We start from the raw sequence: 14,217 nt of genomic DNA on the forward strand, positions 1-14,217 counted from the left end.
GGTTCGGCGTGCGGGCGCCTATGCCCTGCTCCCGGGCTCTGCAAGCAAATGGCACAGATGTCGTCCTCCTAGTATGGCGGCGAAGAACAAACAGCGCACAATCGGGGGCATGTTCCATGTACATGGGAGGACGCCTCGTCCACCGGATCACCCCGGAGGACGTCGGCCGCAGGGTCTCTGTTCGCATAAGCCTCCCCGACGGAGGGTTCACCGATATCGTCGGTGTCGTGGAGTCCTGGGCCGACGGCGTCATCACCGTCCGCCGGCGCGACGGTTCCGCGGTGGAGGTCGAGGAGTCGACGGTCGCGGCCAGCCGTGTCGTTCCCCCCGTGCCCCCGCGCCGCCGCGGCGGGCGTCCCCCGCGGACGCCCTGAGCTCCGCGCCGTCCCGGCCCCGGTCTCCCCGACGAGCGAACCCGTCCGCCCCGCGGACGGGGCCGGGCGCCCACGCCGCGCCCGGACGGAGGAATTCTTCGCCCCGTGCGGGGTAGGAGACGCACAGTCCCGGAGCGGGTCCCTCAGCCCGACCCGCCCGGGGACCGACGAACGAAGCATCGCGCCCCCCGGCGGCACACCACGCGGCCCGGGTGCGGGTACGCGGGGAGGTGGTGAGCGCCCGTCATGCGCGAAGCAGTTGCGTCCGCCCTCGCCGAGCTGGCCCGGCGGGACGAACGGGCCGCCGACATGGCACGGTCCGCGTTGGACACGCTGGCTCCGGAGCAGGAGCTCGAGAGGCTCAACCAGCACGCCGTCCAGCGGTTCTGCTGGTTCGAGCTCCCGGCCCGCTTCCAGAACTCCACCGGCGAGCAGCTGTTCGCCGTCCGCTCCCTGGGCAACCTCTTCTCCCTCCTCCAGCTGTACCGCTACGCGCAGATCTGCTCCGCCCCGGAGACCGCCGCACTGCTCACCGCCTACACCGACGACCACGCGGCCGGGCTGGCCATGTACGAGCGGCTCATGTGGGAGTCCGGGGTCGAGCCGCCCGACCTTCCCGAGCTCACGTGGGGCACCGCCGTCGGCGACGCCGAGATCCGCGCCCGCGACGAGACCTCGGCCGCCCTGGAGCTCGCCATCTCGCTCGGCGACGTCCGTCCCGGCAAGCGGGGGTGGCGCCCCGCCCAGGAGCAGTTCACCCGCTCCTTCCTCACCCGGCCGGACCAGCGGGGGCTGAGCCACCTGGACCTGGTGCGGGAGGAGCGCGTCCGCGCGTGGCTCAGCTCGTCGGCGCACCCGCACCGGCAGCGGCTGTGGCCGCTCGTCGGGCAGATCATCGCCGGCGCCGACGTACCGCGCGCCGCCGACCGGGCCATGGCCCCGCTGCAGCGGCTGCTGGACCTGGCCGCCGACGGCATCGCCCTCACCCAGATCGGCTACATCTCGCCGAGTGTGGTCCGCCAGATGTGCGCGGACTTCGGGTGGCGGACCACACCGGAGACTCCGCGCAGCGAGACCGACGCGACCCAGCTGATCGCCCTGCACCAGGCACTGCGGGGCATGCGCGCGCTGCGCAGGTCGGGGCGCCGGCTCGTCCTGACCCGGCGGGGGCGGCAGCTGCGCACGGACTCCGAGGCCCTGTGGCAGGCCTCGACCGAGACCCTGTGCCGGACCGGGGGCCTGGAGCAGGCGGCGGCGGAGACGCTGCTGGGCATGCTGCTGTCCCGCTCCCCGCAGGGCAGCGGGTCGCACGCGCGTCGGCGCGAGTCGGACGTGGAGGCCGCCGAACGGACCCTGACGGAGTCGGGCTGGGTACCGCTGGAGCCGCCGGTGGCGGCGGGTCGCCACGCCGCGTCGCACCGGCGGGCCGCCGAGACGGCGTCGGACCAGATGCGCGCGCTGGTGATGTCGGTGAGCTGGCTGCTGGAGACACTGGGTCTGCTCGGCGAGGACGACGGCGCCGGGCACCGGGAGCTGACCGCGCCCGGCCGGGCCTTCGCGGTCGCCTGCCTGCACCAGTCCGCGGTGGCTCCCCGGGCCGTCGTGTAGACGACGGCCGCGGGCCCCTCCCGGGGCCCCGGGCGCCCGCCCCTGGACGGCACCCGCTGCGAACGGGTACGGCCCAGGGCCTAATCTGGAGCGCGAACCACCCGCGACCAGCAGGAGCGCCATGCCCACGCCCGAACCGCCCCAGAAGGCGGAGACGACCGACGTGCCCGAACCCGAGCGGGGCGCGGACGAGGCACCCGGCGTCGACCCGTGGGACACGATGCCCGAGGGCGCCCTCAACCGCCCCGACCTGGATGACTCCGACGACGCACCCACCGCGTCCGGGGCGGGGGCCGACGGTGCGCCCGCGGCCGAGCAGGGCACGGGCGGCGCTGCGACCGGCCCCGGGGACGGCGAGGCGTCCGGTGGGAGCGCCCCGGCGCCGAGCTGGGTCGACTTCCTGCCCAGCCCGGTGTTCGTCCTGCTGCTGGGCCTGACCGGGTTCGCCGGCTGGCTCTCGTGGCGCGCCGTCGAGCTCGACTGGGCCGCCGAGGGCACCGGCGTCACGCCGCTGATCCCGCCGCTGCTCATCCTGCTCGGGTGGATCGTCTCCGCGGCCGTCCACGAGTTCGCGCACGCGCTCGCGGCCTACCTGGCCGGTGACCGCTCCCTGCGCGGCAGCGCGTACCTGAGGCTCAACCCGTTCGCCTACCAGCAGGCCTTCGCCGGGCTGGTGCTCCCCTCGCTCTACCTGGGCCTCGGCGCCTTCGGTATGACCGGTCCCCCCGTCCACGCCGACCCGGACCGCGTCCCGAGCCGGGGCCGCCGTGTCGTGGTGGCCCTCGCCGGGCCGCTGGCGAGCCTCCTGCTGTCCGCGGTGCTCGCCGTCGTCGTGACCGTCCTGGTCCCCCCCGGCAACGACACCACCAACTGGGCGATCGCCGCGATGGCGTTCCTGTCCTTCGCGAACCTGACCGCCGCGCTCGTGAACCTCCTGCCGGTCCCGGGCCTGGACGGCTTCGAGGTGCTGGCCGCCGCGGCCGGGCGCGCCCGCTGGGTGCCCGCCGCCCGCCGCAACGCCCTGTTCGGCTCCGTGGCCGTGTTCGCCGTCCTCTGGTTCCCCGGGGTCAGGGACGTCCTCGTGAACCTGGTGTACGCCCTGTTCGACCTGGTCCTGCCCAATCCGGTGTTCCCCGGCATCGCCTTCTACGGAGAACTCCTCCTCCAGTTCTGGGCCTGAGTCGGCGAGCGGTGACGGAAGGACCCCGGGGGATCGCCCCCGGGGTCCTTCGCCGTCGTGTCCCTCGGCCGGGTCAGCCCTCGTGCCACGGGCGCGCGCCCGCCGAGGGGCCCACCTGCGGGCGCGCGCCGTCGGGCGCGTTCGCCTGGGGGACGCGCACGGCGGGGAACGGGAGGGCCCCGCTGCGGATCACGGAGACGACCAGGACCAGCATCGTCCCGAAGAGGTAGGCGTTGTGCATGATGTGGTTGGTGAGGACGACGTCGCCGCCGGGCATGAGGCCGACGAGGGCGATCAGCACCGACAGGAAGCCCAGTGCGAAGGCCAGCCCCCCGGACGTCCGCCGGCTCCCCCACGCGCAGAGGCGGCACGCCGTGTACAGCAGTGCGAGGAAGACCAGCAGCCCCGCCGCGGACAGCAGGGGCACGGGCGGACCCGCGTCCCAGTAGCGGGTGAGCCAACCGGCGCCGGTCGTGGACAGCAGGCCCACGAGCGCGCCGAGCAGCAGCAGGACCGCGAAGGTGGCCACGGTGAGCAGCGGCGACAGGAACTCCCGTGCCGGCCTCCGCTCACGGATGTCAGTGGACTCAGGTGTGCTCACAGCAGACGAGGGTAGACGGTCGCCGGCACCGCTCGGGGTCACAGGCCCGCGAACAGGTCCGTCTCGTACTCCCCCGGGTGCACACGCGGAGCCGGTCCCATCAGCAGGGTGAAGTACTCGACGGCGTCGATCTCCTGCGCGATGCCGTTCGACAGGGCGAACCGCTCGCCGTCCACGGTGATCTGCGTGGAGTGCGCCCGCATCGCCATCGCCTTCTCCGGCCAATACGCACCCGCGTCGACGCGTGTGGTCACCAGTGAGTCCGGTGTCCCCCGCGCGATGTCGGAGACCTGCGCGGGCGGTGTGAACGGGCCCGCCTCCTCGTTCAGCCGGGTGATCGACGCCTCGATCACGGACACCGGCTGCGCGATCGCGTAGAGCTTGCCGACCTGCCAGGGCGTCCCCGCCATCGAGCGCTCGCCGGCCCGGACGCACGCGCGCCGGGTGATCCGGTGCGCCCGGACGTGGTCGGGGTGCCCGTAGCCGCCGTGCTCGTCGTAGCTGACCAGCACATGCGGCCTGACCTCGCGGATGACCTCCGCCAGCATCGTCGCTGCCGCCTCGGGGTCGGCCCCCGCGAACGCCTTCGGGTGGTCGGCCGCGGGACCGCCCGCCATGCCGGAGTCGCGGTAGTGGCCGGCGCCGCCGAGGAACCGGTGGTCGCGTACGCCCAGGGCGACACAGGCCTTCTCGAGCTCACCGATCCGGTGGGCTCCGAGAGTGTCGTCGCGGTCGGCGGTGAGGTGCGCGAGGTCGTCGGGAATGACCTCGCCCTCCTCACCGAGGGTGCAGGTCACCAGGGTGACGCCGACCCCCTCGGCCGCGTACTTGGCCAGCGTGGCACCCGTGACGATGCTCTCGTCGTCGGGATGTGCGTGCACCATCATCAGTCGCCTGTCAGTCACATAACGAACGATACCGGCCACATCGGGACACGGCGGGACCTTCGCCCAACCCGTGTCTCCGGGTCGGGGGCACCGCCCGCCCTCCCGCCCCCGGGACCGCGGGAGCGCGGGAGCGCCGCGTGTCGTGGCTGGTGGGCCGAGGGCACGCCTCCCGCGCGTCCGCGACATGGGACACAATCCCCCTATGAGTTTTCCTCGCCAACAGGCCCGTACCCAACGCTTCACGATCGGTGTTCCGCGCGCGTTCCAGATCTCGCCGGACGGACAACGCGTCGCCTTCCTGCGGGGACGCGACGGAGTAGACACGGGCACGTGCCTGTGGGTGCACGAGACGCAGGCCGGGACCGAGTCGGTGGTGGCCGACCCCAAGGCCCTGGGCGCCGACGACGAGAACCTCCCCCCGGAGGAGCGGGCACGCCGTGAGCGGCTCCGTGAGAGCGGCGGCGGCATCGTGTCGTACACGGTGGACGACGCCTTCACCCGGGCCGTGTTCACCCTGTCCGGGCGGCTGTTCTACGTCGACCTGGTCGGTGACGGCGCCGCACCCCGCGAACTGCCCGCGGTCACCCCCGTGGTGGACCCCCGGATCAGTCCGGCGGGCGACAGGGTCGCCTACGTCAGCGGCGGCGCCGTGCACGTCATCGACGTCTCCGCCGCCGAGGCCGACCACGGGGACCGCGTGATCGTGGAGCCCGACGGCGACCACGTCTCGTGGGGGCTGGCCGAACTGGTCGCGGCGGAGGAGATGGGACGCTACCGGGGATTCTGGTGGGCTCCGGACGGCTCCTCGCTCGCCGTCACCCGCGTGGACGAGTCCGCGGTGAACACCTGGTACGTGTCCGACCCCGGCCGCCCCCACCAGGAGCCGACGGCGCTGCGCTACCCGCCCGCCGGGGGCGTCAACGCGGATGTCCGCCTGGCGGTGTTCCCGGTCGGCTCGGCGGGGGCCTACCGGCGGGACGGCCGCCCCTCCCCCGCCTGGGTCGAGTGGGACCGGGACGCCTTCCCCTACCTTGCGACGGTCGGTTGGACCAGCGGCCCCGACGGGAACCCCACCGTCGTCCTCACCGCGCAGGACCGCGGCCAGCGTGCGCTCGCCCTCCTCAGCGCCGACCCCGCGACCGGCCTGGTCGCCGAGGTGCGCACCGACACCGACGACGTGTGGGTCGAGCTGATGCCGGGGGTGCCCGCCCACACCGGGTCGGGGGAGCTGGTGTGGATCGCCCGCGAGTCCGCGTCCGGCGAGCGCCGCGTGTACGTCGGCGGCGCACCCGTGAGCCCCTCCGACGTGTACGTGCGCGGGGTCGTCGACGTGGACGGCGACCGGGTCCTGTACACGGGTTCGCCCGTGGAGAACCCGGGTGACGTGTCCCTGTGGCTGGTGGACCTGGCGACCGGCCTGTCGGCTCCGGTCGAGTTCCCCGGGCACGGCAGCTCCCTGGACGCCGACCCGGGCGCCCACGGCGGCCTGCGGTCGGGACGGCTGCGCGGCGACACCCTCGTCGTCCAGCACCGGTCGATGGACTTCGCGGGCGTGCGCACGGTGGTCCTGCGCAACGCCGGCACCGAGACGCGGCGGGCGCACTCCGAGATCCCCAGCCTCGCGGAGACGCCCGACCTCCCCGAGCCCCGGGTGGAGTTCTGGCGCGCCGGCGAACGGCGGATCCCGACCGCGCTCGTGCTGCCGTCCTGGTACCACGACGACCTCCGCCGGCTTCCCGTGCTGGTCGCCCCCTACGGCGGTCCGCACGCCCAGCGGGTCCTGAACGCGCGCGGGGCCTACCTGACCGCGCAGTGGTACGCGGAGCAGGGCTTCGCGGTGCTCATCGCGGACGGCCGCGGCACCCCGGGGATCGGTGTGGAGTGGGAGCAGGCCGTCCACCTCGACCTCGCCGAGCCGGTCCTGGAGGATCAGGTGGAGGCCCTGAGGGACGCGGCGGCCCGCTTCCCCTTCCTCGACACCTCGCGCGTGGGCATCCACGGCTGGTCGTTCGGCGGTTTCCTCGCCGCGCTCGCGGTGCTGCGCCGCCCGGACGTGTTCCACGCCGCGGTGGCGGGCGCACCGGTCATCGACTGGGCGCTGTACGACACCCACTACACCGAGCGCTACCTGGGCACCCCCGGGGGGAACCCGGAGGCGTACGAGCGCAGCTCGCTCCTGGAGGAGGCGGCCAAGCTGGAGCGCCCGCTCATGATGATCCACGGCCTGGCCGACGACAACGTGGCGTTCGCGCACACCCAGCGGATGTCGTCGGCGCTGATGGCGGCGGGCCGCCCGCACACGGTGCTGCCGCTGTCGGGGGTGACGCACTCGCCGTCCGACCCGACGGTCGCGGAGAACCTGATGCTGCTCCAGGTGGAGTTCCTCAAGGGGAACCTCCGGGGCGAGTAGCGGCGCGGTCGGCGGCCTCCGGCACCCACCGCCGGGGGCCGGGGCCCCGGGCCTCGCGGCCGGACGGAGCGTCCGCGGGCGGCCCGGGGCTACCCGGGGTCAGGGCGTCGGGTACCCGTCGCCGATCTCCGACTCCTGCGGGACCTCCGCCTCCACGGGCTCGTCGAACTGGATGAAGACGAGCTCGTAGGTGTCGACCCGCGGCTCCCCGGACTCGGCCGGCACCCCGGCGTCCTCCGAGGTGTGGAAGCGCAGGGGGCGGCCGTCCTCCCCGATCCACAGGTCGAACTCCAGCTCCCGTGCGGGGCCGCCCTCCTCGCGGGGCTCCTCGGGGAAGGTCCCGGAGTAGTGGTGGCCGGTGCGGGCCGCCATGTCCCGGTCGCCGACCAGGTCCTCCGGAATCCAGTCCGCGGGCACGGCGCTGACACCCTGGTAGGCGGGCTCCGCCCCCGGTCCGACGGTCAGCTCCATGCGCCGCACCTGGCGCTCCCACACGGAACGGGGCCCGCCCTCCATCGTCTGCGTCCGGGCCTCGTCCCGGTAGAACGCGCGGGACGGGCCGTCGCCCGCCCCCGTGTTCAGGTCCACGAAATGGACCACCTCGGACAGGTCTCCTCCGAGCAGGACGTGCCCGGCGACGATCGCCCCGAAAACGTCCGTCTGGTGGTAGACCGGCTCGGGCTCCTCCGTGTAGACGTAGTCGCGGGAGAGCTGGTCGCCGATGTCGTTGGAACCCTCGTGGTCGAAGCCGACGAAGCTCGACGCCCCCAGCGCCAGTTCGACCGCCTCCGGGACCACCGCCCCGACGTCCTCGGGGTCCGCCGCGACGGCCGTCCCCCCGCCGCCCGCGCCTGGGCCCCCGTCTCCGGCCGCGGACCCGTCACCCGCCGCGGATCCGTCCGCACCGGTCGTCTCCGTACCGCCCCCGCCGGCGCCCGGAACGGACTCCGGGGCCACGAGGAACCACCCGCCGAGGAGCACCAGCACCGCGAGGACCGCCGCCCCCGCCAGCAGCGGGGTCCGGGGCCGGCCCGCCCCGCGCACACGGCGCGGAACCGGCGCCTCGATGCCCCGCCACTCCGTCGCGAGCAGGTCCGGAACCACCCTGGTGGGGTGGACGGCCTGAGGGGAGGGGGCGCCCGCCGGCCCGGCCGCCGGTCCCGGAACACCGGTCGGATGGGCAGGGCCGGCTGTCCCCGGGCCACCGGTCGGGGGGACGGGGCCGTCCGGCGCCCCTCCGTCCTCCGGCGGCAGCGCCCCGACCGGCGCGCCCGCGCCCGTGTGCCGTACCCGGGTCGCGCTCCAGCCGTCGGTGATGCGGGCGAGCGCCTCGTCGGCCGTGGGGCGCTCCGCCGGGTCCTTGTCGAACGCGCCGCGCACCACGTCCGCGAGTTCGGCGGGCAGCCCGTCGAGGTCGGGCCGTTCGTTGCGGATCCGGTAGGACACGACGTCGACCGGCCCGGTCCCGAAGGGGTCGCGCCCGGTGGCGGCGAAGACGACCAGCCCGGCCCACGCGAACATGTCCGACCGCTCGGTGGCGGCCTGCCCCTCGTACTGCTCGGGCGCGATCCAGCCGGGCGTCCCGAGGAGCCCTCCGGTCCGTGTGAGGGCGGTGCCCTCCATCGCGCGGGCGATCCCGAAGTCGAGCACCTTCGGGCCGTCCGGGGCCAGGATCACGTTGCCGGGCTTGAGATCGCGGTGCACCACCCCCGCCCCGTGGACGGCGACGAGCGCCTCGGCCAGCCCGGCCGCGAGGGCGACGAGCATGCCGCCGGCGAGCGGCCCGTTCTCCCTCACGTACTGGCGCAGGGTGCGTCCGGGCACGTACTCGGTGGCCATCCAGGGGGTCTCCGCCTGGACGTCCGCCCCGTGGAACGCCGGGGCGCAGGTGGCGCGCACACGGGCGACCATGCCGACCTCGCGGGCGAACCGGGCGAGGAACTCCGGGTCCACGGCGAACTGGGGGTGGATGACCTTGACGGCGGCGCAGGTGCCGTCGGGCGCCAGCCCCGCGTACACCGCGCCCATGCCGCCGGCCCCGATCCGTCCGACGACCCGGTAGTGCCCGAGCTGCCGGGGGTCCGTCTTCTCCGGTGGGGTGATGCCGGGGGGCAGGTGGTGGAGGCTGAACGGGGGTGGGGTTCCTGGGAGCACGCGGGCGCCTTCGTGTCGGAGGGTGGGGCGGGAGGCCCGGATCGGACCTCCCGCCGACGGCGGACGGAAACGGGGGCGGGCGGGCCCGGGCGTGGCGGGCCCGCTTCGGTGACGGGACCGGTCAGGCCCCGCCCCGGTGGACACAGCTGTTCGCGAGGACGCCGTCGACGGGTGAGAGGTCGTGCGGCCCGAACGGGGACCCGCCGGGGAACGTGGCGCCCCCGTCCGCGGCGTGGAGGCAGAAGCCGCCGGAGTAGTCCACGGCGACCCTGCCCTCCGCGTCCGCGACGTCGGAGGGCAGGTAGTAGACGGCCCTGGTCCGGATCCCCTCGATTCCGATCATCGGGAGCTCGACGGTGGGGTTCCGGGGGCTGAGCACGTAGGCCAGTCCCGCCCCCTGGCGCTCGAACTCCAGGGACCCGTGTTCGGGCCGGATCTCGTCGACCCACCCGAAGTCGCTGGTGCGCAGCTGGATCTCGCCGAAGTCCGGCAGGTACTCCACCGTCGCCGCCATGGCCATCCAGTCGTTGGAGAAACCGCCGTCCGAGGCGAAGGTGATCGACAGCTGGTCCAGCGGTTCGCCGTCGCCGCCCTCGGGCACCAGCGTGCGGGTCAGCACGGGCGCCTCGGAGGACGGCTCGACGACCACGCTGCCGTTCTCGTACAGGTCCCGGTAGGCGGCCGGGGCTCCGTCCAGCTGGCCGGAGGCGTCTCCCGGCCCGGCGCCGGCCGAGGTCGTCCCCGTCCCTCCCGCCGGGTCCTCCCCGCCCTGCCCTGGCCCTTCCCCGGCACCCTCCCCGGCGGCCAGGTACCCGGCGCCGGTCCCGGCGAGGACCACGAGCGCGACCGCCGCCGAGGCGACCGCCAGCGGTGTGCGGTGCCGCACCGCCCACGGCCTCCGCCGGGGGGCGTGGGCTCGCCAGAGCTCGATCCCACCTCCCGGTTCGGCGGACACGCCGGACCACGCCCGGCCCATGGCGCGGTCGGCGCCGTCCGCGTCCGCGGTTCCGGGGCCCTCCCGGAGGAGCGCGGCCGTCGCGGCCATCGCCCCGGCCGCGTCGGGACGGCCGCCGGGGTCCTTGTCCAGGGCCCTGGCGAGCAGCCCCCTCAGGTCGGCGGGGACCCCGTCCAGCTCCGGCGGGTCGGAGAGGATGCGCGACGCCATGACGTCGGGGCCGCCCGCACCGAAGGGCCCCCGGCCCGTGGCGGCGAAGGCGACCAGACCCGCCCACGCGAACATGTCCGAGTGGGGGCCGGCGTCCTGCCCGAGGTACTGCTCGGGCGCGATCCAGCCGGGGGTCCCCACGAGCCCGCCGGTGCGGGTCAGGGCGGTCTCCTCCACCGCTCGGGCGATCCCGAAGTCCAGCACCTTCGGGCCGTCCGGGGCCAGGATCACGTTGCCGGGCTTGAGATCGCGGTGCACCACCCCCTCCGCGTGGACCGCGCCGAGCGCCTCGGCGACACCGCAGGCGAAGGCGGTCAGGTGCGGACCGGTCAGCGCGCCCCTGGCCCTCACGTGCGCGTCCAGGGTGAGACCGGGCACGTACTCGGAGGCCAGCCAGGGGAGGTCCGCCTCGGTGTCGGCGCCGAGGAAGCGCGGCACGCAGGCCGCGCGGACCCGGCGCACCAGCGAGACCTCGCGGGCGAACCGGGAACGGAAGTCGGGGTCGGCGGCGAACGTCCTGTGCACGCACTTGACCGCCACCCGGTTGTCGTCGTCGTCCAGTGCCGCGTAGACCACGCCCATGCCGCCCGCCCCGAGCCGTCCGACCAGACGGAACGGGCCGACGCGGTCCGGCTCGCCCGCGGCGAGGGGGGCCACCCCCTCGGGGAGCGGTGGGGGCACGGGACCGTGGCCGGCGGGAGAGGGGGGAGCGCTCATGACTGCGGGCAACCTTCTGGCGTGGGGGTGCGGCGTGCCGGGCGTGGTCGGGCTGTCTCCTTCCGCGACCGGCACCGAGCTTAGGACACCGGCCCGACGGGGGTCCCCCTCCCGACGCGGGCTCCGCCCCGCCCCGTCCGACGGCGCGACCGCCGGAGCGGACTCCGACCGGACCGCCTCCGGGCCCGGAACGGCGCTGCCGCCGCCGGGCCCCACCCGGCGGGAGGAGCGCGGGCACCGGGTCTAACCTGGCGTCATGCGTTCGTATGCGGCGCCGCTCGCCTTCGCGGCCGACCTGATCTGTGTGCTCGCCTTCGTCGTGATCGGCAGGATCGACCACGAGTCCGGCACCGCCCTCGCGGGGATCTGGGGCACGGCGTGGCCGTTTCTGGCCGCAACGGCCCTGGGCTGGGCCGTCACCCTCGCCTGGAGGTCTGCTGGCCGGATCTGGCCGGTCGGCGTGTTCGTCTGGGCCGTGACGGTGGCGGGCGGGATGGCGTTGCGCGTGTTCACCGGCGAGGGGGCGCCGCTCAGCTTCGTCGTGGTCACGTCCCTGTTCCTCGCGGCCACCATGCTCGGCTGGCGCGTGGCGGCGCTGCTCGTCGCGCGGGCCCGGGGGGACAGGCGGCAGGGCGCCGCCTGAGGGGGACCGCCCGGGTTCCGCCGCGGAGGCGGTCCCGCCGCCGCGGCCGTCGTCACCGGCGCGAGACCCGGGAGACCCGGGCGGGGGACGCCGTGCTCCACGGCTCCGCGCACGGCGGACCACCGGCGCGCAGCCCCGCGGGGACACCGGCCCGTGGTCTCCTCACGCCGGGACCGGCGGCTCTCCCCAAGGAGGTGACGGGGGTTCGTAAGCTGGAACGGATGAACGAGCACCCCGCACCCCAGGCCACCCTCCCCTCCGCGGCCGCGCCCGCCGCGCCCGACGGCAACGGCGAGGACGAGGCACGCGAGGTGGGGGTGGGCCCCTGGTCGGGCCCCTGGCCCCAGGGCGACCACTACGACCCCGAGCTCCTGGCCGGCGGCGACCGCCGCAACGTCGTGGACCACTACCGGTACTGGCGGCGCGAGGCGATCGTCGCCGACCTCGACGCGGTCCGGCACCCCTTCCACGTCGCCGTGGAGAACTGGTCGCACGACTTCAACATCGGCTCGGTCGTGCGCACCGCCAACGCGTTCGGGTGCGCGGCGGTCCACATCGTGGGCCGCCGCCGGTGGAACAAGCGGGGGGCCATGGTCACCGACCGCTACCAGCACGTCCACCACCACCCCGACACGGACGCCCTGGTGGCGTGGGCCGGGGAGCGCGGGCTGCCCCTGATCGGGATCGACAACCTGCCCGGCGCGGTGCCGTTGGAGACCTACCCGCTGCCGCGCGACGCCGTGCTGGTGTTCGGGCAGGAGGGGCCCGGGCTGTCGGAGGAGGCGCGGAAGGTGTGCCGGGCGGTGCTGTCGATCGCCCAGTTCGGTTCGACGCGGTCGATCAACGCCGGCGCCGCCGCCGCGATCGCGATGCACGCCTGGGTACGGGCCCACGTGTTCGACCAGCCGGTGGCCGGAACGCCCGCCGCGACACCCACCACCGCACTGCCGTGATGGTTCCGTGATCTACCATGTGCGAGAGGCCGCCCCCTACCAGAGAGCAGTGCGAATGATCGTCACCTCCGCAGCCCGTCCCGCCACGATCGACGACGTCGCCGGCATCGCCCGCGTCCTGAGCAGGTCCGCCCACGACGACCCGTTCTTCCGCTGGCTGTTCCCCGACGACGAGCTCCGTATGGCCAGGACGCGGCGCTTCTTCGCCCTGACCGCAGGGTTCGGCTACGTCCCCGCGGGCGACACCCGGGTCGCCGAGACCAGGGACGACCCGGAGTCCGCGCCGGTGGTGCGGGGGGCGGCGCTGTGGGCGCCGCCCACGGCGAACCCCGAGGGGCAGCTGGTCTCGCTGCGCACATGGCCGCACTGGGGTTCGCTGGTCGGCCGGTCGCGCATCACCGCGTTCGTGCGGGTGTTCGCCGAGTGGAAGCTGGCCGCACCCCAGGAACCCCACCTGTACCTGGCCACCCTGGGGGTCGATCCCGTGGTCTCCGGAACAGGCGTGGCGGGCGCCCTTCTCGCCGACGGGCTGGACCGCGCGGACTCCGAGGGGATCCCCGTGTTCACCCAGACCCTCGACGACAAGGCCGTCGGCTTCTACGAGCGGTTCGGCTTCCGCGTGTCCCGCGAGGTGGAGAGCCCGGACGCGGGGACCCACTACTACCTGCTCCGCGACCCCTCCTGATCCGCGGCGGGGCCGGGGGCGCCCGGCCTCCGTGACGGGGCCGGGCCCGGCGGGTCTGTCGGAATCTTCCTGGAAAACACCCCACCAGTGACGATTCGGCGATCTACCATGAACGGTGACCAGAGCCCCGTGACGAGGGAAGAGGCACCACCCGTGACTCCCACGGCATCGGCGCGGGCCGTCCGCACCGCGACCATGAACGACGTTCCCGGAGTGGCCCGGGTCCTGGGGCGCGCCTTCCAGGGCGACCCGTTCTTCCGCTGGTTCTTCCCCGACGAGAACCTGCGCATGGCGCAGACCACGCGCGCGTGCGCGCTCATGGCGGGGTTCGGCTACGTCCCCAGCGGTTACACCACGGTCGTCGAGCGCCGTGAGGACTCCGCGCGCGGACCGGTGGTCCGGGGCGCGGCCCTGTGGGCGCCGCCCGGCGCGTCCTCGGAGGGGTTCGCCGTGATGCTCCGCTCGCTCCCCCACTGGATCCACCTGGTCGGCCTGTCGCGCCTGCCCGAGATCGCCCGGTACACGGCCGAGCTCAGGGCGGCGGCCCCCGACGAACCGCACTGGTACCTGTCGATGCTGGGAACCGACCCGGTGGCACGCGGGACAGGAGTGGGCGCGCACCTGCTGCGCGCGGGCCTCGCCCGCGCCGACGCGGACGGCGTCCCCGTCCACCTGGAGACCATGAACTCCGCGAACCTCGGATACTACGAGCGGTACGGCTTCCGGGTGGTACGGGCGATCAACGACCCGCGGGCCCCGTCGGCGTACTGCATGGTCCGCCCCGCGGCGTCCTGAGGCGGGCGCCGTCCGGCCCCTCGCGGCAGGCGTCCCCGATCCCGC

Annotated in this window: 12 protein-coding genes; 8 read left to right on the top strand and 4 right to left on the bottom strand. The window is 74.8% G+C overall.

Annotated elements, in window-relative coordinates; genetic code table 11:
• Positions 1-116: 116 nt before the first annotated feature.
• The 3 genes from Q8791_RS03800 (at position 117) to Q8791_RS03810 (ending at position 3,162) form a co-directional block, all read left to right on the top strand.
• Positions 117-374 (top strand): putative acetyltransferase, encoded by a 258-nt coding sequence (locus Q8791_RS03800; protein WP_330090157.1) that lies wholly within the window; start codon positions 117-119, stop codon positions 372-374.
• A 246-nt stretch (positions 375-620) separates the two neighbouring features.
• A complete protein-coding gene (locus tag Q8791_RS03805; protein WP_330090158.1) occupies positions 621-1,982 on the top strand; it encodes a hypothetical protein in 1,362 nt (453 codons plus the stop codon).
• A 121-nt stretch (positions 1,983-2,103) separates the two neighbouring features.
• A complete protein-coding gene (locus Q8791_RS03810) occupies positions 2,104-3,162 on the top strand; it encodes a site-2 protease family protein (protein WP_330090159.1) in 1,059 nt (352 codons plus the stop codon).
• Positions 3,163-3,235: 73 nt separating this feature from the next.
• Here Q8791_RS03810 and Q8791_RS03815 read toward each other — a convergent pair whose 3' ends face one another.
• Both Q8791_RS03815 and mshB read right to left on the bottom strand, forming a co-directional pair.
• Entirely contained in the window at positions 3,236-3,763 is a 528-nt protein-coding gene (locus Q8791_RS03815; protein WP_330090160.1) for a hypothetical protein, read from the bottom strand.
• 38 nt (positions 3,764-3,801) lie between these two features.
• A complete protein-coding gene (mshB, locus tag Q8791_RS03820) occupies positions 3,802-4,668 on the bottom strand; it encodes an N-acetyl-1-D-myo-inositol-2-amino-2-deoxy-alpha-D-glucopyranoside deacetylase (RefSeq protein WP_330090161.1) in 867 nt (288 codons plus the stop codon).
• Between the two features lie 184 nt (positions 4,669-4,852).
• Between mshB and Q8791_RS03825 the strand changes: the two genes are divergently transcribed.
• Positions 4,853-7,060, top strand: a complete 2,208-nt coding sequence (locus Q8791_RS03825; protein WP_330090162.1) for a S9 family peptidase — start codon at positions 4,853-4,855, stop codon at positions 7,058-7,060.
• A 99-nt stretch (positions 7,061-7,159) separates the two neighbouring features.
• Here the strand turns inward: Q8791_RS03825 and Q8791_RS03830 are convergent, their stop codons facing one another.
• Both Q8791_RS03830 and Q8791_RS03835 read right to left on the bottom strand, forming a co-directional pair.
• Positions 7,160-9,214: a serine/threonine-protein kinase gene (locus Q8791_RS03830; RefSeq protein WP_330090163.1), complete on the bottom strand. Its 2,055-nt coding sequence runs from the start codon at positions 9,212-9,214 to the stop codon at positions 7,160-7,162.
• 121 nt (positions 9,215-9,335) lie between these two features.
• The gene (locus Q8791_RS03835) at positions 9,336-11,096 is read right to left on the bottom strand and encodes a serine/threonine-protein kinase (protein WP_330090164.1); all 1,761 of its coding nucleotides are present in this window, start codon (positions 11,094-11,096) and stop codon (positions 9,336-9,338) included.
• A gap of 256 nt (positions 11,097-11,352) precedes the next feature.
• Here Q8791_RS03835 and Q8791_RS03840 point away from each other — a divergent pair, with 256 nt between their 5' ends.
• The 4 genes from Q8791_RS03840 (at position 11,353) to Q8791_RS03855 (ending at position 14,172) form a co-directional block, all read left to right on the top strand.
• Positions 11,353-11,739, top strand: coding sequence for a DUF3054 domain-containing protein (locus tag Q8791_RS03840; RefSeq protein WP_330090165.1), 387 nt, complete (start codon positions 11,353-11,355; stop codon positions 11,737-11,739).
• Between the two features lie 221 nt (positions 11,740-11,960).
• Positions 11,961-12,692 (top strand): TrmH family RNA methyltransferase, encoded by a 732-nt coding sequence (locus Q8791_RS03845; protein ID WP_330090166.1) that lies wholly within the window; start codon positions 11,961-11,963, stop codon positions 12,690-12,692.
• 49 nt (positions 12,693-12,741) lie between these two features.
• Positions 12,742-13,377 carry a GNAT family N-acetyltransferase gene (locus tag Q8791_RS03850; RefSeq protein WP_330090167.1) on the top strand — a complete coding sequence of 212 codons (636 nt, stop codon included), beginning with the start codon at positions 12,742-12,744 and terminating at the stop codon, positions 13,375-13,377.
• A 153-nt stretch (positions 13,378-13,530) separates the two neighbouring features.
• The gene (locus Q8791_RS03855) at positions 13,531-14,172 is read left to right on the top strand and encodes a GNAT family N-acetyltransferase (RefSeq protein ID WP_330090168.1); all 642 of its coding nucleotides are present in this window, start codon (positions 13,531-13,533) and stop codon (positions 14,170-14,172) included.
• Positions 14,173-14,217 lie beyond the last annotated feature (45 nt).

Source organism: Nocardiopsis codii, from assembly GCF_036327455.1.
GTDB classification, from domain to species: Bacteria; Actinomycetota; Actinomycetes; order Streptosporangiales; family Streptosporangiaceae; genus Nocardiopsis; species Nocardiopsis codii.

What these genes read in the sequence shown, in the direction of transcription:
- Q8791_RS03835 (WP_330090164.1), bottom strand. Translation starts at nt 11,096, where the DNA reads ATGAGCGCTCCCCCCTCTCCCGCCGGCCACGGTCCCGTGCCCCCACCG.
- Q8791_RS03800 (WP_330090157.1), top strand. Translation starts at nt 117, where the DNA reads ATGTACATGGGAGGACGCCTCGTCCACCGGATCACCCCGGAGGACGTC.
- Q8791_RS03845 (WP_330090166.1), top strand. Translation starts at nt 11,961, where the DNA reads ATGAACGAGCACCCCGCACCCCAGGCCACCCTCCCCTCCGCGGCCGCG.
- Q8791_RS03840 (WP_330090165.1), top strand. Translation starts at nt 11,353, where the DNA reads ATGCGTTCGTATGCGGCGCCGCTCGCCTTCGCGGCCGACCTGATCTGT.
- Q8791_RS03810 (WP_330090159.1), top strand. Translation starts at nt 2,104, where the DNA reads ATGCCCACGCCCGAACCGCCCCAGAAGGCGGAGACGACCGACGTGCCC.
- Q8791_RS03825 (WP_330090162.1), top strand. Translation starts at nt 4,853, where the DNA reads ATGAGTTTTCCTCGCCAACAGGCCCGTACCCAACGCTTCACGATCGGT.
- Q8791_RS03805 (WP_330090158.1), top strand. Translation starts at nt 621, where the DNA reads ATGCGCGAAGCAGTTGCGTCCGCCCTCGCCGAGCTGGCCCGGCGGGAC.